Genomic DNA, 23,927 nt, shown 5'->3' with positions numbered 1-23,927 from the left:
TCTTTTGAATGATATTAATTTTTGAAATAGCGCTTCTTTTAGTCTGTTTTGTAATAATAAATTCATTTGTGATTTACCCTGTAATAGTCTACCTGATCGGAAAAAACAAATCAATTAAAAATAAACATGAGTCCTTCCAACCAACAATTTCAGTTTTGATTGCAGCATACAATGAAGAAAAGGTAATTTCGGCACGGATAAAAAATCTTGCATCTCAAAATTATGACCTCAGTAAAGTTGAAGTATTTGTCGGGTCGGATTGCTCAAACGATTCTACTAACAATATTCTCCTTTCTTTGAAAAATGAATTTCCATGGCTAAAAGTTTTCATTTCAGAAAAACGAAGAGGAAAAGCGGGAATTCTAAATGATCTTATTAAGCAAGCTACTGGAGAAATTCTAGTCTTCACAGATGCGAATACGGATTTTCATACCAATGCTATTAAAAATCTTGTAATGGATTTTACAGATGAGAATATAGGCGGTGTTTGTGGCAAACTTGTTTTTGAAGATGAAGACAAAGATAGGGGTGACGGTGTTGAAGAAATTAATTACTGGAAATATGAGACGATAATTAAAAATTCGGAAGGAAATTGCGGAATATCTCTTGCGGCTAATGGAGGAATATTTGCAATTAGAAAAGAGTTATATGTTAATATACCAACAGATAAAGCTGTTACTGACGATCTTTTCATTTCGCTCTCTGTAGTATCAAAAGGGTGGAAATTCACTTATAGAAATGATGCATTGGCTTATGAAAATACGGGGAAAAATCTTGGAGCCGAATATATGAGAAAAGTAAGATTCAGCGCCACAAATTTTCAGACTCTCGTTGATTTCGGATCCATGCTTCTTAATAAGAATAAATTTTTAAGCTACGCTTTTTTTTCTCATAAGGTAACAAGATGGTTTTTACCGTTCTTGTTGATCCTAGTTTTTATTTTGAGCTGGTTTCTATCTTATCATAATTGGGCAGTTTTTTGGTTTTTCATTCTACAAATATTTTTTTATCTAATGGCTTTAATAGGATTCGTCTTCTCTACCTTGAAAATTAGAATACGGATTTTCTCACTTCCTTATTTTTTTGTTATCTCGAATATGGCTGTAGTTCAAGGATTTATAAAATTTATTAATAGAAAACATAGCGTAATCTGGCAATCAACCGAGAGATAAATGAAATACGACGTTATTCTAGTTGGCGCGGGAATAGTTGGTTTGGCTTCTGCATTAAAAATTTTGCAGAAAAATAATAGTCTCAAACTTTTAATCCTTGAAAAAGAAGATGGAGTAGCGAAACATCAAACCGGAAATAACAGCGGTGTAATTCATTCGGGTATTTATTACAAACCCGGCAGTTTGAAAGCACGCAACTGTGTAAACGGTTATAAGATGCTTATTGATTTCTGCAAAGAGAACGGAGTACGTTACAATATTTGTGGAAAAGTAATTGTTGCAACATCTGAAAATGAAATTCCATCAATGGAAAATATATTTAAGCGTGGCGAACAAAATGGTCTTACAGGATTAAAAAAACTTAATAAAAATGAGCTGAGAGAAATCGAACCTCACACTGAGGGTGTTGCCGGAATATTTGTTCCTCAAACTGGAATTATCGATTACACAGAAGTTTCTGAAAAATATCTTGAATTGATTAACGGATTTGATGCAAAGATTAAACTTGGCTGCAAAGTTGAAAATATTATTCTCAAGGATGGTGAGTGCGAAGTTATTACCAATGAAGGTTCGTATCAATCCAAAGTAGTTGTTACATGCGCCGGTTTGTTCGCTGATAGAATTACTAAAATCACACATCCTGATTTGCCTTTGCGTTTAATACCGTTCCGAGGAGAATATTACAAATTGAAAGATGAGAAAAAAAAATTTGTGAACTCGCTCATTTATCCGGTTCCCGACCCTGCTTTCCCATTTCTTGGAGTTCATTTTACTAGAATGATTGACGGGGAAGTTGAATGCGGACCCAATGCGGTGCTTTCTTTTAAGCGAGAAGGTTACACAAAAACTAGTTTTAACTTACGGGATACATTTGAAACGTTTTCATGGGGCGGATTTCATACTCTGATAAAAAAACATTGGAAAATGGGTATGGGAGAGTTTTACCGCTCTTATAACAAAAAAGCTTTTGTAAAAGCATTGAATAAATTAATTCCGGAAATTGTTGAAGATGATTTGATTCCAGGAGGAGCCGGAGTTCGAGCTCAAGCTTGTATTAATGACGGTAGTTTATTAGACGATTTTTATATCGTCGAAGATAAAAGAATTATTCATGTTTGTAACGCACCATCTCCGGCGGCTACAGCATCTTTATCAATTGGAGATTTTATAGCAGATAAAGTTTTGGAAAAATTATAGCCGGGTGTTATGGATAAAAGAACAGAAAAATTTTTCATACTAATAACAGATTTTATTGCCGTCAATCTTGCTTGGATTCTTTTCTTCTATCTGAGAGTCCAATCTGGTTGGTTTGAATTAATTGCTCAGCCGAATTTACTCCTCTCAATGATTGCGGTTTATTTCTATTGGTTAATAATTTTCACTTTTGTTGGAATGTACCGTACTTGGTTCGCTCTTTCCAGATTTGATGAACTCTCAACTCTTTTCAAAGCGTCGTTCGTAGGTGTTTTTATTTTATTCTTCCTGGTACTCTATGATGATTATACAACGGGCGTCTCAACATCAATTAGATTTTACATTTTTCTTTATTGGGGAATTTTTCTTTTTGTTGTTGGTGCTGGAAGATTATTCATCCGAAGTTTTCAAAGACGTTTGCTTGTTCAAGGAATTGGAAGAAGGAATGCGCTAATTATTGGCTTCAATTCCAAATCGAATGAAATTCATAAATCAATTACAAAATTTAGAGAACTAGGGCTGGATGTTGTTGCTTATGCTGCAGTAGATGAAGCCGAATTAAGGAAATCTTATAATAATGTTGCTGTAGTTGACACAATTCACAATTTAGAACTCGTGATAGATAAGTATTCAATTAAAAATGTAATCATTTCTCTCGGTCGTCATGAGGAAGAAACTATTCTTGAAGTTATTTCAAGGTGCGAGGGAAAAAATGTTGAGATCAAAATTGTCCCGGACTTATATGATATCATAAGCGGACAGGCAAAAGTATCTCAGTTATATGCTTTTCCATTAATTGATGTGATGCCGGAATTGATGCCGGAATGGGAGAAAAAAATAAAGAGACTGATGGATATCATACTTTCGTTCCTTCTCATTATTATAACTTCTCCGGCAACAATTATAACCTCATTCTTAATAAAATTGGAAAGCAAAGGACCGGTCTTTTACAGGCAAGAACGTTCCGGTATGAATGGAAAAGTTTTTAAAATTATAAAATTTAGAACAATGGTGGTAGATGCCGAAAAACACTCCGGTCCGGTTTGGTCTGTTAAGGATGATCCCCGGATTACACGGGTTGGAAAATTTATGCGTAAAGTCAGACTCGATGAAATTCCTCAGGCAATAAATATATTAAGAGGAGATATGAGTTTTGTTGGTCCACGTCCGGAACGTCCGTTTTTTGTCGAAAAACTATCTCATGAAATTCCGCTTTATAAACGACGGTTAAAAGTAAGACCCGGTATAACGGGCTGGGCGCAGGTAAAACATAAATATGACGAAACAATTGACGATGTGAAAGTTAAACTTCGTTATGATTTATTTTATATTGAGAACATGAGTTTAAGGATGGACTTCAAAATTCTTTTTAGAACTATTTTTGTAGTGCTTTTCGGAAAAGGGCACTTCGATTAATTGGAAAATATAATATGAAAGCTATCGTAATAATTCCAACATACAATGAAATTCATAATATCCAAAAACTCCTTTTGGATCTACTTAATATGTATTCTGCATTGGATATATTGGTGGTAGATGATAATTCTCCCGATGGTACTTCTCAGTATGTCGAAAAAATTGGTGAAAAGGAACCACGCGTTAAAATTATTAAGCGGGAAAAGAAAATGGGTCTTGGCACTGCTTATGTCGCCGGTTTTAAATATGCTCTTGAAAACGGTTATGACGTTGCCATAGAAATGGATGCTGATTACTCTCACGACCCAAAAGAATTAGAAAAGTTTTTAGAAAAAATAAATGATTATGATTTGATAATCGGAAGCCGTTACATTCATGGTGTACGGGTTATTAACTGGCCGATTAGGAGATTGTTACTAAGTTACTTTGCAAATCTTTACACAAAAATAATTACGGGAATGCCGGTAAAAGATGGTACTGGCGGATTCAAATGTTTTCGTAGAACAGTTTTAGAATCAATTGATCTCAATGCTATACATTCGAATGGCTATTCATTCCAAATAGAAATGAATTATAAAGCATGGAAAAAAGGATTCCGACTTCTTGAAGTTCCTATAACATTTACGGATAGAGTACAAGGTACTTCTAAGATGTCAAAGAAAATTGTTCGTGAAGCAATTTTTATGGTTTGGAAACTCCGGCTAAAAAGTATTTTCGGCACACTCAATTAAAGATGCGATGATTGATCTTTCAATAATAATTGTTAACTATAACGTAAAAGAATTTTTACTCAACCTTCTCGATTCAATACGTATTTCCGCAAAAAATATTTCTACAGAAATTATTGTAGTTGATAACGCCTCGGATGACGGAAGTGTTGAGATTCTGCGCGAAAGATTTCCAAACGTAAAATTGATTGCGAACAAAACTAACGTCGGTTTTGGTTCGGCAAACAACCAGGCTATGAAAATAGCTACCGGAAAATATTTTTTATTAATCAATCCAGATACAATTGTTCGCGAAGATACGTTCTCAAAGATGATTGAATTTTTTGAGAAGACTTCTCAAGTTGGAATTGCCGGTTGCAAAGTTCTTAATCCGGACGGAACTCTTCAGCTTGCATGCAGAAGGAGTTTCCCCGGTCCTTGGACTTCCTTTACAAAAGTAATTGGATTGAGCCGGCTATTTCCTAAGAGCCGTGCTTTTGCCCGTTATAATTTGACTTACCTTGATGAAAACCAATCTTTCGAAGTTGATGCGGTCAGCGGCGCATTTTTAATGATTAGAAAAGATGTTTATGAAAAAGTCGGCGGATTTGATGAACAGTTCTTTATGTATGGCGAAGACCTTGATCTTTGCTACCGCGTGCAGAAATCGAATTATAAGGTTTATTATGTTCATACAACAGAGATAATTCATTATAAAGGGGAGAGCACTAAGCGCAGCAGTTTAGACGAAACCAAAGTTTTTTATAATGCCATGCATCTCTTCGTGCGTAAACATTTTTCTTCATCTTTTCTGGTTGAGTCAATTTTACAATTGGCAATTATTTTCCGCAAACTGTTTGCGTTCGCTAACGTGTTTAAACTCTCAATCATTTCGATTGTGGTTGACTTCTTTCTCTTTTCCGGATCGGTTTTTTTAGCTGAAAAAATTTATTCGAATAAGCATTGGACCGGCTTTCCAGCATTTGCTCTACCCTGGATTTATTTTGTGCCGGCACTGATTCAAATTTTTATTTCAGCAATTGGCGGTGCCTATAGGAAAAATTCATTTTCAATTCTTCCTACATTCTTTTCACTATTATACGGACTAGTATTTCTTTCTGCGCTCACATATTTCTTTAAGCAATTTGCTTTCAGCCGGGCAGTTGTTCTTATTAGTTACGGACTCGCAATTGCAGTTTTATTGTTGTGGCGGATTACTTTAAAAGTAATTTTCAAATTGGGTTTAGAAACCGATACTAGAAAATCCCGTACACTCATAGTGGCAAGCGAAACTAAAGCAGAAGAACTTGCGGCAAAGTTAAAGACTACTTTCACAAGATTGTATAAAGTTGTCGGATTGATTGGTCTAACTAGGAAAAATGTCGGCGGAAGTATCGGAAATTTCAAAATTCTTGGAACAGTTGAAAACATCAAAAAAATTATATTAGATGAAAAAATTGATAAGGTAATTTTTTCTTCGGATGATCTCTCGTTCAATCGAATGTTTGCTCTTGTTGCCGAATGCCAGGGCGAGAATGTTGAGTTCCTTGTTGCGGGAAAGGAATCGGATTATCTAGTGGGGAAGTCATCAATAACTATGCTGGATGATATTCCTCTTCTCAAAGTTCAATATAATATTTCTTCATATTTTCAACGTGCGTTCAAACGATCGTTTGATCTTGTCTTAAGCCTCCTAATTTTGTTTTTGGTTTATCCTTTCATATATTTATTTCAGAAGTTCGCCTCGGAAAAAAATAAATTTTTTCAATTCATTCTTGAGACCCCGAGTGTATTCGCAGCTAAGAAAAGTTTTGTCGGACCACGAGAATCGTCTTATCACGGTGAATTGTATGTTGGTAAAAAAGGATTGACCGGATTTTGGTTTATTGAAAATTTATCTCAGTCCGATGAAGAAGAGATGAAAAAGCTCGATATCTTTTATGCAAAAAATCAAAATATTTGGCTCGACCTTGAAATAATGGGGAAAACGATTTCGAAAATGTTTTTTAGGATGTAATTAAAATGGCAAAAAATATACTGGATTTTGAAAAACCAATCATTGAACTCGAAAATAAAATCGAAGAGATGCGAAAGTATGAGGGACGTCTTGACATCGCAAAAGAGGTAAAAACTCTCGAAGAAAAGGTGCTTGACTTGAAAAAAGAAATTTATGACAATCTAACCCGTTGGCAAAGGGTACAGCTCGCGCGTCATCCTGAACGACCATATACTTTGGATTATATCTACATGATTACCGAAAATTTTATTGAACTTCATGGAGATCGGTTTTATAAGGATGATAAAGCAATTGTTGGCGGCTTTGCCAAAATTGATGACCAAAAAGTTATGATAATCGGTCATCAAAAAGGACGCGATACAAAATCAAATTTATACAGAAATTTTGGGATGTCGAATCCTGAAGGTTATCGGAAGGCATTGCGGTTGATGAAACTTGCGGAAAAATTCAAAATGCCCGTAATCACTTTGATCGACACTCCCGGTGCGTATCCCGGTCTTGAAGCTGAAGAACGCGGGCAAGCTGAAGCTATTGCTAAAAATCTTTTTGAGATGAGCCGTCTGCGTGTTCCAATAGTTGTTACAATTATCGGAGAAGGCGCAAGCGGCGGTGCATTGGGAATTGGAGTTGGCGACAGAATTTTAATGCTGCAGAATACCTGGTATTCCGTAATCAGTCCGGAATCATGTTCTAGTATTTTATGGCGGAGCTGGGAGTATAAAGAAACTGCAGCCGAGGCATTGAAACTTACTGCAGAAGATTTGTTAGCTCAAGGCATTATAGACCGGATTGTTCCGGAACCTCTTGGCGGTGCGCATAAAGATCATTCGAAAATGGCTGTTACTCTTAAAGCAATACTCAAGGAAGAACTTGAAACGCTTTTGAAAATCAAACCGGAAAAACTGGTACAAAATCGTTTAGAAAAATTTGCAAAGATGGGAGTTTATCAAGAAAGTTAGGAGTCCCTTTATTGAAATCTGCGGTGAAGCAAATCTTAACTGAATTAGGATTGATTGATAAGGTAAGATCATTTTATAACTCGGCAAAAACTTTCTCGCCGGCTATTTTAATTAATGAGCAAAAATTCAGACGTAACGGTTTGCCGGACGGATTTCCTGCACCTGATTCCGGATTGATATTTTTGATAATTGGATTGCGGTGGAGTGGTGTTTACTGGAATTCCGGCAAACAAGTTTTTGAAATGATGAAAAATGTACTTGAGAAGAATCAAATAAAACTTGACTCATCATTAAGTATACTCGATTTCGGATGCGGCTGCGGAAGAATTATAAGACATTTTTATTCATACTCGAAAAACAATAATTATTTTGGAAGTGATCTTAATCCTGAATTGATTAAATGGTCTAACAAAAATTTACCATTCGGAAATTTTTCTGTTAATGAAATCGCACCGCCGCTGACTTACCAAAATGAAATGTTTAACTTGATCTATGCACGTTCAGTTTTTACGCATATCGGTCCGGATCTGCAAAAAGAATGGATGAAAGAGTTCAACAGAATTCTGAAAACCGGCGGCTCATTTTATTTTACCACACATGGAGAGAGCACCTTTTCAAATTTGACAAAAATGGAATTTGTAGAACTGTCTAATAAAGGGATCTTTACTGTTAACCAATTGGTGGAGGGCGATAATAAATGCACGGTTTATCAGACCAGAAAATACGTTGAAGAAAATCTTCTAGATGGTTTTGAATTATTGGAATTTATTGCCGGAACCAGCGGTACAAACTCACCGCAGGATATTTATTTAATAAGAAAAAAATAATTTTCATATATCAGGAAAATAAATGCTCACTCACACGACAGAAATTCGTGTCCGTTACGCCGATACAGACAAAATGCAATTCGTTTACAATGGAAAATATTTAGAATACTTTGAAGTTGGCAGAACAGAATTATTACGTGCTGCGGGATTGGCTTATTCAGAGGTGGAAAAAGACGGGTATCAATTACCTTTGATTGAAGCCGGTTTGAAATATTTTAATCCTGCTGTATATGACGACATCTTACAAATCCAGGCAACGGTTAAAGTTTTACATTCTCCAAAGGTTCATATTGAATATATTGTTAAGCGGAAAGGTTCTGATGAATTGATTGCCGAAGGATTTACAACTCACGTATTCATTAGATTAGATACAAAGAAAGCCGTGCGCCCGCCTAAAATTTATGTTGAAGCGCTGACAAAATATTTTAGTAAGTAAATTTTAATTTTTGCCGGAGATTCTTTTCTTCGGTTTAATCCTGTATTGAAATGATAGAAAAAATAAAAGAACTCACCAAAGACACCGCCATATACGGCATTAGTACTATTATAGGAAGATTCCTTGGATTTTTTCTTGTCCCATTTTACACAAACGTAATCAATACACACGATTTTGGTATCTACTCTAATATATATGCTTATCTAGCTTTTCTAAATATTGTTTTCATTTATGGAATGGATGCGGCATTCATGAAATATGCATCCTTAAATGACAAAAGTGAAAAGAAGAGAATATTTTCTACAGCATACCTTTTTGTTTTTCTCACATCAATAGTATTATCAGTTTTTCTTTACTTATTGAAAACTCCGCTCAGTCATGTAATGGAAATTCCGGCAGAGTTAACTAAACTTTATTATTATCTAATTCTCATTTTAATTTTTGATACTCTCGCAATAGTGCCCTTTGCAAATCTACGTTTAGAAAGAAAAGCCGGTAAGTTTACGGCTATCAAACTCACAAACATTCTTTTAAATATTTCACTTAACTTCATTCTCGTTCTCAAATACAAGATGGGAATTGAAGCGATCTTTATTGCAAATCTAATTGCTTCAGCATTTTCATTTTTTGTTTTTACTCCCGATATATTTAAAATGCTTCACCTAAAAATTGATAAAGAATTACTTGTAAAGTATTTAAAATTTGGTTTGCCGTATTTACCGGCAAGTATGGCTGCGATGATTGTACAGGTTGTTGATAGACCGGTTGTTTTAGCAATGACAAATGAATCTACACTTGGAATTTATCAAGCCAATTATAAGCTTGGTATTTTCATGATGCTTTTTGCTTCAATGTTCCAATTTGCATGGCAGCCATTTTTCTTAACCAATGCAAAAGAAAAAAACGCCAAAGAGTTGTTTGCAAAAGTTCTAACCCTCTTTGTAATTGTCTCGAGCTTAATCTGGATTATACTAACATTATTTGTGGAAGATTTTGCGCGCTTCCAATTTCTTCCAGGTAAATCGATCATTGGAAAAGAATATTTAAGCGGGATTACGATCGTACCAATTATACTTCTGGCTTATCTCTTCAACGGAATCTATTATAATTTTCAAGCGGGAATTTATATTGAGGAGAAGACTAAATACTTTCCTTATGTAACCGGTGCCGGGGCAGTGGTCAACGTTGTCGTAAATATTTTATTGATTCCATTACTTGGAATTATTGGCGCCGCGCTTGCAACACTTGCAAGTTATATTGTTATGGCAGCGGGTCTTTATTTCTTTTCACAAAAATATTATCCGATTAAATATGAATTTGGAAAAATATTCAAAATTCTAGGTTTGATTTCAATCACTTGTTTACTCTACTATTACTTGTATTATCAGGTCGGACTTAATTTCTTTTACAAAATATTTTTGTTGGCTGGATTTGTTCTTTCACTTTTAGTTATGAAAGTGGTAGAAAAAAATGAAATTATCCGTTTGGTAAAAATGCTTTTTCGTGTCAAGTAGATTTTAATCTTCTTAAACTTTTTTAAAAGCAAGCAAAATAAATTTTTCTTTTATGTTAACTTCCCATTACAAAAATCAAGTATGATATGAAACCAATCAAAATAAAAATTCAGCACATTGCAAACTTATTCTCAGATATTCCTCTACCGGAATATGCAACCGAGGGCAGCAGCGGATTAGATCTGCGCGCTGCAGTTGAAACAGAAATGAAAATTGAAAAAGGGAAAGTCGGTTTGGTCCCGACAAACTTGCGTGTAGAAATTCCAGACGGGTATGAAATACAGATTAGACCACGAAGCGGACTAGCTGCAAAAAATGGAATCGGTGTTTTAAATTCTCCGGGAACTATTGATTCGGATTACCGTGGAGAAATAAAAGTAATCTTATTCAACTTTGGCGAGGATGATTTTATAATAAAACGCGGCGATAGAATTGCGCAAATGGTTTTATCCAAAGTTTACCGTGCAAATTTGATTTTAACTGATGAACTGAACAATAGTACTCGGGGCGAAGGCGGTTTTGGACACACGGGAAAAAAGTAATTGAAAATTTAGAATTGCGAATTGAGAATTAAAAAATTCTCCATTTGCAATCCGTAATTAGGAATTTAAATGTCGGATTTTATTCACTTACATAATCACTCTCATTATAGTCTGCAAGACGGTGCATGCACGGTTGAAGATTTAATCCATGCGGCACAGAAAAACGGAATGCATGCTGTAGCACTTACCGATCACGGTGTGATGTTCGGAGTAGGAGAGTTTTATAAGAAGGCGAAGAAAGCCGGAGTCAAACCGATCATCGGAATGGAAGCGTATATTGTGATAGATGGGACACGTTTCGACCGTAAGGGAGATGATCCGGATTATCCAAAAAGAAAAGCGAAACCATACAATCATCTTCTTCTTCTTGCCAAAAACGAAATCGGTTATAAAAATTTGATGAAACTTTCTACTATAGGTTACACAGAAGGTTTTTATTACCGTCCAAGAATTGATTTTGAAATGCTAACTAAATATAGCGAAGGATTGATATGTACTTCTGCCTGCCCTGCCGGACCAATAGCAACGCCGCTCATAAATGACGACTATGCAAAAGCGCGATCAACGGCAATTAGATTGAAAGAATTATTTGATGATGATTTCTATTTGGAAATTCAAGATCACGGAATGGAAGTTGAAAGACCGGTTCTTGAAGGAATGCCGAAACTTGCTCGCGATCTGGGAATTAAACTTGTTGCTACCAATGACATTCATTACATCGAAAAAGATCATTCGATTGCTCATAATATTTTAATTCATCTTGGTGATAAAACCGGAGCCGTTGATTATAAAGCATTAAGGTATGGAACCGATCAGATTTATTTCAAATCTGCCGATGAGATGAAAAAACTTTTCAAAAATTTTAACGGCGCAATTGAAAATACACTTGAGATTGAACAAAAAATTAATCTTCAAATTGATTTTAGCGGACATCAGTTTCCGCAGTTTCCAATTCCATCTGACTCTAAGGCAAATAATTTAGAAGAATATTTGGCAAAGCTTTCGGAAGAACGGCTTGAACAAAAGTTTAAAATCATAACTCCCGAAATTGAAGAGCGTTTCAAATTCGAATTGAAAGTTATCAATGAAATGGGGTATGCCGGATATTTTCTTGTTGTCCAGGATTTTATTAATGCAGCAAAGAAACGCGGTATTCCCGTAGGTCCCGGTCGCGGAAGTGCAGCAGGAAGCATCATTGCATATATTCTTGGAATTACAAATGTAGATCCTCTGAAATACGATTTACTTTTCGAAAGATTTCTAAATCCGGCACGTAAAACAATGCCCGATATAGATGTGGACTTTGCGGATGATCAGCGTGGAGAAGTAATTACTTACGTTAAAGAAAAGTACGGTGAAAAATCAGTTGCACAAATTATTACATTTAATAGATTGTCTTCGCGCGCAGTTTTAAAAGATGTTGCGCGTGTTCTGAAAATTTCTATTCCCACAGTTGAAAAAATAACAAAGTGGATTCCATCAAAGTTTGGACGTGTTTATGATCTTGACCAGGCGTTGAAAGAAGTGCCCGAACTTGCGTGGGTTAATAAATCTGACGATCCGCAAATTCAAGAATTAATAAAGTATGCGCGAATTCTTGAAGGAATGAATCGCAACGCTTCTAAACATGCAGCCGGCGTTGTAATCACTCCGGGTGAAGTGAGCGATTTCGTTCCTCTCGCAATTTATGGAGATGATAATTCGATTGTTACGCAATTCAATATGAAAGATCTGGAAGAAGCCGGTTTATTGAAAATGGATTTTCTTGGACTGCGGACGCTTTCTATTATAAGAGATACACTCGAACTAGTTAAACAAACCCGCAATCTTGAAATTGATATTGATAACATCCCCACCGATGATCCCAAAACATATGAGATGTTTAGCAAAGGTCAGACAACTGCGGTATTTCAGTTTGAAAGTAGTCCGATGCGTGAGTATCTGAAAAAACTTAAACCGAGTACAATTAATGATTTGGCTGCGATGAATGCTTTGTACCGTCCCGGTCCGATGGAATTTATAGATGACTTTATTTCGCGTAAACATGGAAGAAAACAAATAATTTATTTGGATCCTATTCTTGAACCGATATTGAAAGAGACAAACGGAATAATTGTTTATCAAGAACAGGTTATTCAGATTGCAAATAAAGTCGGAAATATGAGTCTTGCCGAAGCGGATTTGCTACGACGTGCGATGGGCAAAAAAGATTTAAAATCAATGGCAGAACAAAAAGAAAAATTTCTTGAAGGTGCAATTAAAAATCAAATCAGCAAAAAAGCTGCAGAAGAAATTTTTGAAGCGATTGATAAATTTGCCAATTACGGATTTAATAAAAGTCATGCGGTTGCGTATTCGATAGTAGCCTATCAAACCGCTTATTTGAAAGCAAATTACCTGGAAGAATTTCTTGCAGCAAATCTTTCCAACGAATATGGCAACACAGATAAAGTAACCAATCTCTTAGAAGATTGCCGTAAGCTTAATGTTAAAGTGATGCCACCCGATATAAATAACCCAACAGTAAAATTCACAGTCAAGAATAAAAAAATAATTTTTGGAATGAGTGCAATTAAGAATGTCGGTGTGAATGCTGTTGAAGAAATAAAATTAGCACATCAAAGAATAGGAAGAAGTTTTAAAAGCATTTATGATTTCTGTTCGAATGTTGATACGCGTGTTGTAAATAAGCGTGCGTTGGAAGGATTAGTTCTTTCCGGTGCGTTCGATCTCTGCGGCGGATCCCGTGCACAAAATTTTCTAGCTGTTGAAGATGCACTAAGTTTCGGCGGTAAAGCACAGTCTGTAAAAAATTCACATACGGATAGTCTATTCGGCGGGGATTCCGATGCGATGCACATACATGAACCCAAATTGCCGGATATCTCTCCATGGGAAGCCAAACACAGACTTGCTAAAGAAAGAGAAGTGCTTGGATTTTATTTAACCGATCATCCGTTAAGAAAATATGAAATTGAATACCGTTCATTTGCCACGGTTCATCTAGGTGAAACGGAAACATATAATTTTTCTGAATCCGTGCGCGCATGCGGAGTTGTAACTGAAGTCAGAACAAAAATTGATAAACGCGGAAATCAGATGGTGTTTTTTAAACTGGATGATTTCAGCGGTTCATGTGAATGTCTTATGTTTTCGAAAGTTTATAAAACTTGTGAAGATTTAATAATACCTGAGTCAACAATATTAGTAGCAGGAAGACTTGAAAGCAGCGGCGATGCGGTTAAACTTCATGTTGATGAAGCGCTTTCATTGGATGATGTAAAACAAAAACTTACCAAACGAATCGGATTAATTGTTGACACATCTTTACATGACAATTCAAAAATATCCGAGATAAAAAAATTGATGGAAGAATATGATGGTTCAATGCCCGTTTTAGTTTGTCTGAGAGAAGAAGGAATCAACCGTGAATTTCATATCAACTATAAAATTGCTTTCAATTCTGAATTCATTCTCAAAGTAAAAAAACTTCTTGGTGAAGAATCAGTTGTCTACTTTCCATCATAAGATTTCTAATGGACAACGATCACTTGTTTACTCTAAGTTAGATTTGATTTCATTTTCGTATTTCTTAAGTTTGGGCCGCAATAAACAAAGAAGGAAAAATAAATGGAACAGAAGTGGGCGCTGATATTAGGAGCTTCAAGCGGATTCGGCGGAGCGTCAGCAGTTGAACTTGCAAAACACGGCTACAGTATTTTCGGTATACATCTCGACCGCCAGGCAACAATGCCTCAAGTACAGCAAATAATAAAAAAAATTGAACGAACCGGGCAGAGAGCAATCTTCTTCAATATTAATGCTGCAGATCAAATAAAGATCAACGATACTCTTGATGAAATGACGGAACGGTTTGCAATTAAAGAACATCCGCAAGTTCATGTTTTAATTCACTCGCTCGCTTTTGGTACTTTAAAACCATTCATATCTAGGAATCCAAATGATTGTATTTCTCCGGCTCAAATGAGTATGACTTTAGAAGTCATGGCTCACTCATTGGTTTATTGGGCACAAGGATTAATTAACAGAGGATTGTTTGCGCACGGCGGTAGAATTTTTGCTCTTACAAGTGCCGGTTCTCATACAGTGATTCCAAACTACGGTGCTGTATCGGCAGCTAAAGCCGCATTAGAAGCTCACATTCGTCAACTCTCTGTTGAACTTGGCTTCATGAAAATTACTTGCAATTCAATTATGGCTGGTGTTACAGATACTCCTGCGGGAAACAAAATTCCAATGTTCGATAAAATGATGTACGCTGCTAAAATGAAAAATCCACATAACAGATTAACAACACCGGAAGATGTTGCAAGGGCAATTGTTCTGCTCTGCGATGAAAGAGCCGATTGGATTTCTGGTAATGTTCTTGGAGTTGACGGCGCTGAATACATTGTAAATTTCATCGGCGAAAAAACTAGTCAAATAATTAAATAACGGAAAGAGAGATGACAGAATTCGGATTTACCGAAGAACAAATAATGCTTCGCGATATGACTCGCGATTTTGTAAACAAAGAAATTAAACCTATTGCGGCAAAAATAGATTCTGATGAAAAAATTCCTATGGAGTTAATCAAACAACTTGGAGAGCTTGGATTTTTAGGTGTTGCGTTTCCCGAAGAATATGGCGGTGGAGGTTTTGGAGAAGTTGGTTACTGTTTAATGCAGGAAGAGATTGCCAGAGGATGTATGTCAACGGCTACATTTATCGGTGCTCATCAATCGATCGGATCCAATGTAATTTATCTTGGGGGAACAGAAGCACAGAAACAAAAATATCTTGTACCTCTTGCTAAAGGTGAAAAAATCGGTGCATTCTGTTTAACAGAAGCACAAGCCGGTTCGGATTCTTTTAATGTAAAAACCCGAGCTCGTCTTGAAGGCGATGAATGGGTAATCAACGGCGAGAAATTGTGGATCACAAACGGCGGTATTGCAGATATAGTTTCCGTTTTTGCGAGAACTGAAAAAGGGGTGAGTGCGTTTATTGTTGAAACAAGTACTCCAGGTTATCATGCTGGACCAGCAGAAAAGAAGATGGGAATAAAAGGAAGTTCAACCAATGCTATTACATTTGATAATGTTCGTATTCCAAAGGAAAATTTAATCGGTACAGATGGAAGAGGTTTTATTCTTGCTATGAAAACTTTAAATGCAGGAAGATTAGGTTTAGGTGCTGCATGTCTTGGCGCATCAAAAGAACTTCTGGAATTATCTGTTCAGTATGCTAAACAACGTAAACAGTTCGATCAGTCAATTTCTAATTTTCAAGCAATTCAATTTATGATTGCTGAAATGGCAACATTATTATATGCTATGGAATCTTTAGTCTATCGTACCGCGATGGATTACGATCTTAAAAAAGATGTTGGACGTACATCCGCAATCGTCAAAGTTTTTTGTTCGGAATCTTTGGATAAAATTGCAGATTATGCGGTCCAAATCCATGGAGGAATGGGTTATTCTCGTGAACTTCCAATAGAAAGATTTTACCGCGATTCACGTATAAATAGAATTTTCGAGGGGACAAGCGAAATACAAAAAGGAATTATTGCACGAGAAGTTTTAAAAAAGAACGGTGTTGTTTAAAAATATTTTTTATAATTTATTTGAGGAGTAGTTAATAAAATGAAACCAATTACTTTTACTGATGATAATTTTGATGGTGAAGCATTGAAATCGGAACTGCCTGTTGTTGTAGATTTCTGGGCTGCGTGGTGTGGTCCTTGCAGAATGATTGCCCCGATTATTGAACAACTAGCTGAAGAATACGAAGGTAAAGTTAAAGTCGGAAAACTTGATGTTGATGAGAATCAAGGTGTTGCAATTAAATATGGTGTTAGGAGTATACCGACAGTATTATTTTTGAAGGGCGGACAAGTGGTTGACACTGTAATAGGTGCGGTGCCAAAATCAATGTTTGTAGAAAAGCTTGCAAAAATAGTTTAGTTTTTAGTTAGTCATTGATGAAATTGTTTATTCAAATGACATATGTTTTTACAGCGCTATTCTTATGGAATAGCGTTTTATTTTCACAGCTGGATTTGTGGAAACATTTCGATAAAACCAATAGCGGCTTACCAACAAATACAATTCGCTCCGTTACACAAGATTCTAAAGGTAATTACTGGATCTGCACTTGGGATGCCGGTCTTGTAAAATTTAATGGAAAGAATTGGACTGTCTTCAACACACAAAATTCTGGATTGCCTAATAATTGTGCATATAGTATTACATTTGATAAAAAAGGAAATATATACATTGGAACAATGGGAGGAGGTCTCGCTGTCTTTGATGGAAAATCTAAGTGGAAAGTTTATGATATAAAAAATTCTCAAATACCGGAGAATTGGATCTACTCTGTTGCGCTGGATAAAAAATTAAATATTTGGGTAGGTACTTTTTCAGAAGGATTAGGTGTATTTGACGGGAAACAGTGGAAGATTTATAACAAGACGAATTCAATTTTGAATGATAACAAGGTTACATATATAGATATAGATAAATCTGACAATAAAATTCTAGCAACTCAAGCCGATCTTGTGTTTATAATTAATGGTAAATGGAAATCAGAATCTGATATGAAAGTGGATTCATTAGATTATATCGCATATTGGATTTCGAAAACGAAAGATGGTAAAAAATTGATAAGTTATAAATACAGTGGTGGAATTGTAATTTTTGATGGTAAAAATTTCCAGTCATATAAAAAATCAAATTCTAAAATCCCAATTGAAGGTTTTTATTCAGCAGTTGAAGATAATAAAAAAGTTATTTGGGCTGGCAGTTTTGGGGAGGGAGTTGTCAATTATAATGGTACAAAATGGGAACATTGGACTACTGCTAATTCACCTCTAAAGGATAACCGAATTTTTAATATCTTTGTTGATTCCAAAAACAATAAATGGTTTTCAACTTACTTTGGAGGAATTTCAATTTTTAATGAAGAAGGTGTTAAACTTAACTGAACTTGTTTTACTCCATAATAATTATGATGGAAAAATATTATGGTTGAGGCATCTTAAAAATTATTCTTAAGCATCAATAATTCCCACGAAAATGGATATTCAATGTAATTTTAATAAATTCTCCCCTGCCGGTAGATAAGTTTACTTGGGAATGACAATTTGAATATTTCTGATTTCTCAATAAAGATAATATTAGTTTTAAGATGATCTAAATTCTTATAGAATTTTCCTTTCGAATAAATTACGTGCTACAATTTTAGAGGTTAATTAATGAATGATACGGAGAAGAACTTCATTACCGATAATATCGATTTTTTTTGCTGCCCAAGGTGTAGCGGTGAATTGCAATATTCTGGTAATAATTTTAATTGCCTCAAGTGCGGTCAGTCTTTTCCAGTAGTTGATAGTATTCCAATGTTGTACTGGCCTAATGAGTGGGATAGAACGATAGGAGATGTTACAGAAGAAATAAAATCGTTTTATGAAGAAAATCCATTTCCGAACTATGATGAATTTGACAGTGTAGAGAGTTTAATTGACAAAGCTCGCAAAGGATTATTTGCCAAATTATTAGATGATCAAATTTTGTACAATGCTAACATTTTGGAATGCGGCTGTGGTACCGGACAAATGACGAATTTCTTATCTATTGCAAACAGAACTATTATCGGAACTGATATTTGTATGAATTCACTTAATCTTGCACACAAATTTAAAAATAGTAATAATTTAGATGATGCTCATTTCTATCAAATGAATCTATTCCGTCCTTGCTTCAAACCGAATACTTTTGATCTTGTTATTGCAAACGGAGTTCTTCATCATACAAGCAATCCATTCCTAGCATTTAAATCAATTTCGACACTCGTTAAACCTAATGGCTATATATTGATTGGTCTCTATCATAAATACGGAAGACTAATTACAAATTTTCGCAGAATAATTTTCAGAATTACAAAAGATAAATTTCAATTCATGGATCCTCGAACAGTAAACAAAGATATTAATCAAACAGTAAGAAAATCTTGGTTCATGGATCAGTATAAAAATCCTCACGAATCTAGACATACAATCAAGGAAGTTTTAAATTGGCTAGATAAAACTGGATTCACTTTTATTCATAGTATTCCAAAAACAGTACCGTTTACAAATATTAATGAATCTGAAAAGTTGTTTAAGCAAGAAAGATTAGGCAACTGGTTCGAAAGATTATTTGTAAATATTGAAATGATATTTAAAGGCCACAAAGAGGGAGGACTTTTTATTATTATTGCAAGGAAATCCTAGACTGGATAAATGCTTTAAAGAAAGATTCAGTTGAAAACTAATTAAAAATATTGAATCGTATTAGTTATTATATTTGTAAAAGAAAAATAAAAAATCCTATTGGACATTTAATATGAAGAGTTTCGCTAAATCTATTTCAAAGGACCAGTCAAAAGATACTGGAATGGTAGTCGTATTATTATTGTTATTATTAGGTTATTTCAATAAGAATACCACGTTTTATTTATTATCTATCGTTTTGTTGTTAATTGATATGATCGTTCCCGTAATATTTACTCCAGTGGCTTTTATATGGTTAGGTTTTTCAAAAGTTCTTGGAAACATAACTTCAAAAATTATTCTAACTGTTATTTTCTACATAATTGTTTGGCCTATAGCAATTTTAAGAAAAACTATGGGTAAAGATTCACTTCAACTTAAAAATTTTAAAAAAAGCGATGGTTCTACTTTTGTTGAGAGAAATTATACATATAAGGCAGCGGATCTAGAAAAACCTTATTAGAAAATATTAATAGGAGTAAAAATGGAATTTCTAAAAGATCTATGGGGATATTTAAAAGTTCGAAAAAAATTTTGGTTGTTGCCGCTTATTTTAATTTTACTCCTATTTGGAGTGCTAGTAGTTTTAACCAGCGGATCAGCAATTGCACCTCTGATTTATACAATTTTCTAAAAAAGGAAAACTATGACGAATGCTATCTTAGGCATTTCAGCATATTATCACGATAGCGCTGCCGCAATTTTAATAGATGGTGAAATCATTGCTGCCGCACAAGAAGAAAGATTTTCCCGCAAGAAACATGATTCGTCATTTCCCACTAATGCTGTAAATTATGTTCTTTCGGAAGCGGGAATTCAACTTAGTGATTTATCAGCAGTAGCATTTTACGATAAGCCCTATATAAAATTTGAAAGATTATTGGAAACATATCATGCATTCGCACCAAGAGGTTTAAAGAGTTTTCTTTCTTCAGTACCTGTCTGGATAAAAGAAAAACTTTTTATGAAGAAAATGCTTCGTGAGGAACTTGCAAAAATTGGTGATGAAAAAGTTTCGTTATTATTTCCTGAGCATCATTTATCACACGCGGCAAGTGCATTTTTTCCATCACCCTTTCAAGAAGCAGCTATACTTACAATTGATGGAGTTGGTGAATGGGCAACTTCTACACTAGGTTATGGAAACGGAAATAATATAACAATTTTCAAGGAGTTGCATTTTCCTCATTCGGTAGGATTACTCTACTCGGCTTTTACATATTATTCCGGTTTTAAGGTTAATAGCGGTGAATATAAACTAATGGGACTTGCACCATACGGAGATGCAAACTCAGAGCAAACCGTTGCGTTTAAAAGCAAAATATTAAACAAACTTGTAGATGTTCGTGAAGATGGTTCTATTCTTTTGAATATGGATTATTTTAATTTTGCCACCGGCTTAACAATGTCGAATGACAAAAAATGGATAGAACTTTTTGGAATACCTCCTCGCAAACCGGAATCTGAAATTACCCAGGCGTATATGAATTTAGCTTTAGCTATTCAGGAAGTAACTGAAGAGATAGTTCTCAAAATGGCAAAGACAGTTAAGGAATTAACAAATAGTAAATATTTAGTATTGGCTGGCGGTGTTGCTCTTAATAGTGTAGCCAATGGCAAACTTTTGCAAACAAAAATGTTTGATGATATATGGATACAACCTGCAGCTGGTGATGCTGGTGGTGCAATTGGCGCCGCCTATGCAGCATGGTTTATAAGTGAAGGAAATTCACGCTCTATCAACAGCAAATTGGATGCTATGAAGGGGACGTTTTTGGGCCCCGAATTAAATTCAAAAGATATTATTAGCATAATTAAAAAACATAATGCTCATTTTAAATATTATGAAGATTACAAATTACTTACTAAAGATGTTGCAAATCTTCTAGCAGAAGGAAAAGTAGTTGGTTGGGTCCAAGGGAGAATGGAATTCGGACCTCGGGCTTTGGGTAATCGTAGCATATTGGGCGATGCACGTCTTCCCGAAATGCAAAAAAGGATGAATCTAAAAATTAAATATCGAGAAGGGTTTAGACCATTTGCACCAACGGTTTTGGAAGAAGATATTCAAGAATATTTTGATTTGGACCGGCCCTCTCCATATATGCTATTAGTTGTACCTGTAAAAGAAAATCATCGGAAACCGTTCACAGAAAGTATCAATAATCAAAAACTTTTTGAAAGATTATATTATCCTCGTTCAGATATCCCGGCAGTAACCCATATAGATTATTCAGCAAGAGTACAAAGTGTCAATAAAAATTCCAATCCTCGTTATTGGGAACTTATTAATGAATTTAAAAATCAAACCGGATTTGGAATAATTGTAAATACAAGTTTCAATGTTAGAGGAGAACCAATCGTCTGCACACCGGCTGATGCGTATCTCTGTTTTATGCGAACTGATATGGATTGTTTAGTATTAGGAGATTATCTGTTCGATAAAAGAGAACAGAAGAAACTTAATAATGATTCTGATTGGAAAGATAAATTTAAATTGGATTAACTAGATTGTTTGTTAGCATGATCTTTTGCAATCATTATTTTTCAATTAATGAAAATATATTTCTGGGTATTTAAAATGTCGAAAAAAAACAAAGCTCATAAATCTTCAAAAAAAAATCAAAAATTTGATCAAGCGGAAAATGATATTGAGATAAATAATTCGGAAAATGAAAAGACTTCAAATAATAAGAAACAAGAATTAATACTTTCCCCCAAGAAGAAACGAATCTTCTTTGTAATATCAATTTTCTTGCCCATTATCATTATTGGAGTTCTTGAATTAGGATTGCGATTGTTTCACTTTGGTCCCGATTTATCTTTATTTGTTGAGAAGGAAATTTACGGAACTACGTATTATGTAATGAATCCGTTAGTGAAAGCCCGATACTTTCCACAATCTTCATTTGCTGAAGAAATGACAACGGATTACTTCAGAGTCCCTAAACCTCAAGGTACTTTTAGAATTTTTTGTCTAGGGGGATCTACCGCGGCTGGTTTTCCATATTGGCGTAATGCTTCTTTTGCTTCTTTTCTTCATCAACGCTTAAGTCGGCTTTTTCCCGAACGAAATATTGAAGTTATCAATCTTGGTATGACTGCCATAAACAGTTATACTGTTCTTGATATCGCGAAGGAACTTCCTAAATACGAACCTGATTTGATAATTGTTTATGATGGTCATAACGAATTTTATGGCGGACTTGGAGTAGCTTCAAATCTTACGATCAGTAGTTCGCGTTGGGTTACTCTACTCTATTTACAAATGATTCACAGTAAAGTTTTTCTTTTAATTCGTGAAACAGTGAATGGATTAAAATCATTGATTAGTAATAGTTCTGAAAAATCGACTCGAAACCTTACATTAGAACTTCTGGCTAAAGATAAATACATTCCTTACGGAAGTGAATTATATAAAGAAGCTGAAAATACATTTAAACAAAACTTGGATGATTTATGTTCTATTTGTAGTAATAACCATATTCCTTTAATTCTTTCAACCCAAGTCTCTAATCTGCGCGATATGCCTCCTTTTGTCTCTATAGTATCTAAAGAATTATCGGTAGAAAATAAAAGAATACTATCGCAACATATGTCAGTTGGTATGTTGGCCTGGGATAAGAAAAATTGGAAAGAAGCCATTGAGGAATTTCGAGCAGTTCTAAAAATTGATTATCAATATGCTTTAGCACATTTCAAAATTGCTGATTGTCTGGAAATGCTCGGCAATTCGAATGAGGCATATACTGAATATTTAAAAGCGCGTGATTATGACCAGTTACGTTTCCGTACTAGTAGTGATTTTAACAATTTGATTGAACAACACGAAGATAACACAACTACTGGTGTTGTTGATATGGAACAAATCTTTAGGTCACAGTCGCCCGATTCGCTTATAGGTAATAATATAATACTTGAGCATGTTCATCCTAACTCTTACGGATATTTTCTCATGGCAAAAGGATATGCTTCTGTAATGAGTAAAAGAAATATTATTGTGCCTTTCGAAGAGTGGACAAAGCATAATTCAGTTTCTGACGACAGTTTGTGGATAGAACGGCCTGTTACTAAACTTGATGAAAAAGTTGCTGCAAGACGAACTGAAATTTTGAAGTCAGGACAACCATTTAGAAAACAATATCAACAAATATCGGCGATAGCTGCTAATGACACTTTAGGACAAATTGCCGAACACGTTGTGGATGGTACATGGGGCTGGGTGAATGCACATAAAGTGGCAGCAGCATATTATTTGCATAAAAACGACTTGGATAATCTTGAGCATGAATATACAGCCATTGTTGATCTAAATCATTTTGATATTGATCCGCAACTAAACTTAGCTCAATTTTATTATAATCAAAAAAGGTTCATTGAATCAGAAAAGGTAATTCTTAATTCCCTAAACATTTATCCAAACATTTATGCTTATCGTCTGTTGGGAGATATCGCAATTAATAAAGGGAATATAAATGAGGCAATAAAGTTTTATAAAACAGCTCAAAGTTTTGAGTCATCAAAAATAGAAGATGTAGAAATTAGTTATCAACTAGCAACCGCATATGTTCAGAATGAACAATTACAACTGGCCGAAAATGAGTTACTTCGTGTTCTGAGCATAGATCCAAGCGAGATACGTTCGAGATTACTCTTGCAGAAAATTAGGCAAAATTTGAATACTCATTAATTACTTTTATCTTATAAGAAAATATTTCTTACTCTACGTATAGTAAGATTCTTATCATTTTTTTTTATATAAATCATGAACTCTATAATATTTTAATATTATCTCAAATTGGAAATAGTAATGCAAATTGCTATTAAAT

Annotated in this window: 20 protein-coding genes; all 20 read left to right on the top strand. The window is 34.8% G+C overall.

The annotated features are described in order from the left end of the window. Nucleotides 1-8: 8 nt before the first annotated feature. Nucleotides 9-1,172, top strand: a complete 1,164-nt coding sequence (locus NTX65_17445; protein MCX6171122.1) for a glycosyltransferase — start codon at nt 9-11, stop codon at nt 1,170-1,172. Beyond that, nucleotides 1,173-2,369, top strand: a complete 1,197-nt coding sequence (gene lhgO, locus NTX65_17440) for an L-2-hydroxyglutarate oxidase (protein MCX6171121.1) — start codon at nt 1,173-1,175, stop codon at nt 2,367-2,369. Between the two features lie 9 nt (nt 2,370-2,378). Then, nucleotides 2,379-3,782: a sugar transferase gene (locus tag NTX65_17435; protein MCX6171120.1), complete on the top strand. Its 1,404-nt coding sequence runs from the start codon at nt 2,379-2,381 to the stop codon at nt 3,780-3,782. 14 nt (nt 3,783-3,796) lie between these two features. After that, on the top strand, nt 3,797-4,513 hold the full coding sequence (locus NTX65_17430; GenBank protein MCX6171119.1) for a polyprenol monophosphomannose synthase: 717 nt from the start codon (nt 3,797-3,799) through the stop codon (nt 4,511-4,513). Between the two features lie 7 nt (nt 4,514-4,520). Then, nucleotides 4,521-6,506, top strand: coding sequence for a glycosyltransferase (locus NTX65_17425; GenBank protein MCX6171118.1), 1,986 nt, complete (start codon nt 4,521-4,523; stop codon nt 6,504-6,506). Between the two features lie 5 nt (nt 6,507-6,511). Further along, nucleotides 6,512-7,465, top strand: a complete 954-nt coding sequence (locus NTX65_17420) for an acetyl-CoA carboxylase carboxyltransferase subunit alpha (protein MCX6171117.1) — start codon at nt 6,512-6,514, stop codon at nt 7,463-7,465. Nucleotides 7,466-7,488: 23 nt separating this feature from the next. Then, nucleotides 7,489-8,292, top strand: a complete 804-nt coding sequence (locus tag NTX65_17415; GenBank protein MCX6171116.1) for a class I SAM-dependent methyltransferase — start codon at nt 7,489-7,491, stop codon at nt 8,290-8,292. Between the two features lie 22 nt (nt 8,293-8,314). Further along, nucleotides 8,315-8,728 (top strand): thioesterase family protein, encoded by a 414-nt coding sequence (locus NTX65_17410; GenBank protein ID MCX6171115.1) that lies wholly within the window; start codon nt 8,315-8,317, stop codon nt 8,726-8,728. 50 nt (nt 8,729-8,778) lie between these two features. Beyond that, nucleotides 8,779-10,242 carry a polysaccharide biosynthesis C-terminal domain-containing protein gene (locus tag NTX65_17405; protein ID MCX6171114.1) on the top strand — a complete coding sequence of 488 codons (1,464 nt, stop codon included), beginning with the start codon at nt 8,779-8,781 and terminating at the stop codon, nt 10,240-10,242. A gap of 86 nt (nt 10,243-10,328) precedes the next feature. Beyond that, nucleotides 10,329-10,784, top strand: a complete 456-nt coding sequence (gene dut, locus NTX65_17400; protein ID MCX6171113.1) for a dUTP diphosphatase — start codon at nt 10,329-10,331, stop codon at nt 10,782-10,784. A 69-nt stretch (nt 10,785-10,853) separates the two neighbouring features. Next, nucleotides 10,854-14,312: a DNA polymerase III subunit alpha gene (gene dnaE, locus NTX65_17395; protein ID MCX6171112.1), complete on the top strand. Its 3,459-nt coding sequence runs from the start codon at nt 10,854-10,856 to the stop codon at nt 14,310-14,312. Nucleotides 14,313-14,414: 102 nt separating this feature from the next. Further along, nucleotides 14,415-15,239: an SDR family oxidoreductase gene (locus NTX65_17390; GenBank protein ID MCX6171111.1), complete on the top strand. Its 825-nt coding sequence runs from the start codon at nt 14,415-14,417 to the stop codon at nt 15,237-15,239. A gap of 11 nt (nt 15,240-15,250) precedes the next feature. Continuing rightward, nucleotides 15,251-16,393: an acyl-CoA dehydrogenase family protein gene (locus NTX65_17385; GenBank protein MCX6171110.1), complete on the top strand. Its 1,143-nt coding sequence runs from the start codon at nt 15,251-15,253 to the stop codon at nt 16,391-16,393. A 39-nt stretch (nt 16,394-16,432) separates the two neighbouring features. Beyond that, nucleotides 16,433-16,753, top strand: a complete 321-nt coding sequence (trxA, locus tag NTX65_17380; protein ID MCX6171109.1) for a thioredoxin — start codon at nt 16,433-16,435, stop codon at nt 16,751-16,753. A 17-nt stretch (nt 16,754-16,770) separates the two neighbouring features. Next, entirely contained in the window at nt 16,771-17,772 is a 1,002-nt protein-coding gene (locus NTX65_17375; protein ID MCX6171108.1) for a hypothetical protein, read from the top strand. A 270-nt stretch (nt 17,773-18,042) separates the two neighbouring features. Then, nucleotides 18,043-19,059 (top strand): class I SAM-dependent methyltransferase, encoded by a 1,017-nt coding sequence (locus NTX65_17370; protein ID MCX6171107.1) that lies wholly within the window; start codon nt 18,043-18,045, stop codon nt 19,057-19,059. A gap of 112 nt (nt 19,060-19,171) precedes the next feature. Beyond that, complete coding sequence (locus NTX65_17365) at nt 19,172-19,561, top strand: SxtJ family membrane protein (GenBank protein MCX6171106.1); 390 nt, start codon at nt 19,172-19,174, stop codon at nt 19,559-19,561. Nucleotides 19,562-19,582: 21 nt separating this feature from the next. Beyond that, nucleotides 19,583-19,732 (top strand): DUF5989 family protein, encoded by a 150-nt coding sequence (locus NTX65_17360; GenBank protein ID MCX6171105.1) that lies wholly within the window; start codon nt 19,583-19,585, stop codon nt 19,730-19,732. 12 nt (nt 19,733-19,744) lie between these two features. After that, nucleotides 19,745-21,604, top strand: a complete 1,860-nt coding sequence (locus tag NTX65_17355; protein MCX6171104.1) for a carbamoyltransferase — start codon at nt 19,745-19,747, stop codon at nt 21,602-21,604. 75 nt (nt 21,605-21,679) lie between these two features. After that, a complete protein-coding gene (locus tag NTX65_17350) occupies nt 21,680-23,788 on the top strand; it encodes a tetratricopeptide repeat protein (protein MCX6171103.1) in 2,109 nt (702 codons plus the stop codon). Nucleotides 23,789-23,927: the final 139 nt, after the last annotated feature.

This window comes from Ignavibacteriales bacterium, assembly GCA_026390795.1.
GTDB lineage: Bacteria > Bacteroidota > Ignavibacteria > Ignavibacteriales > Melioribacteraceae > Fen-1258.
The sequence above is the reverse complement of the archived record's forward strand: the minus strand, read 5'-3'. Positions and strand labels throughout refer to the sequence as shown.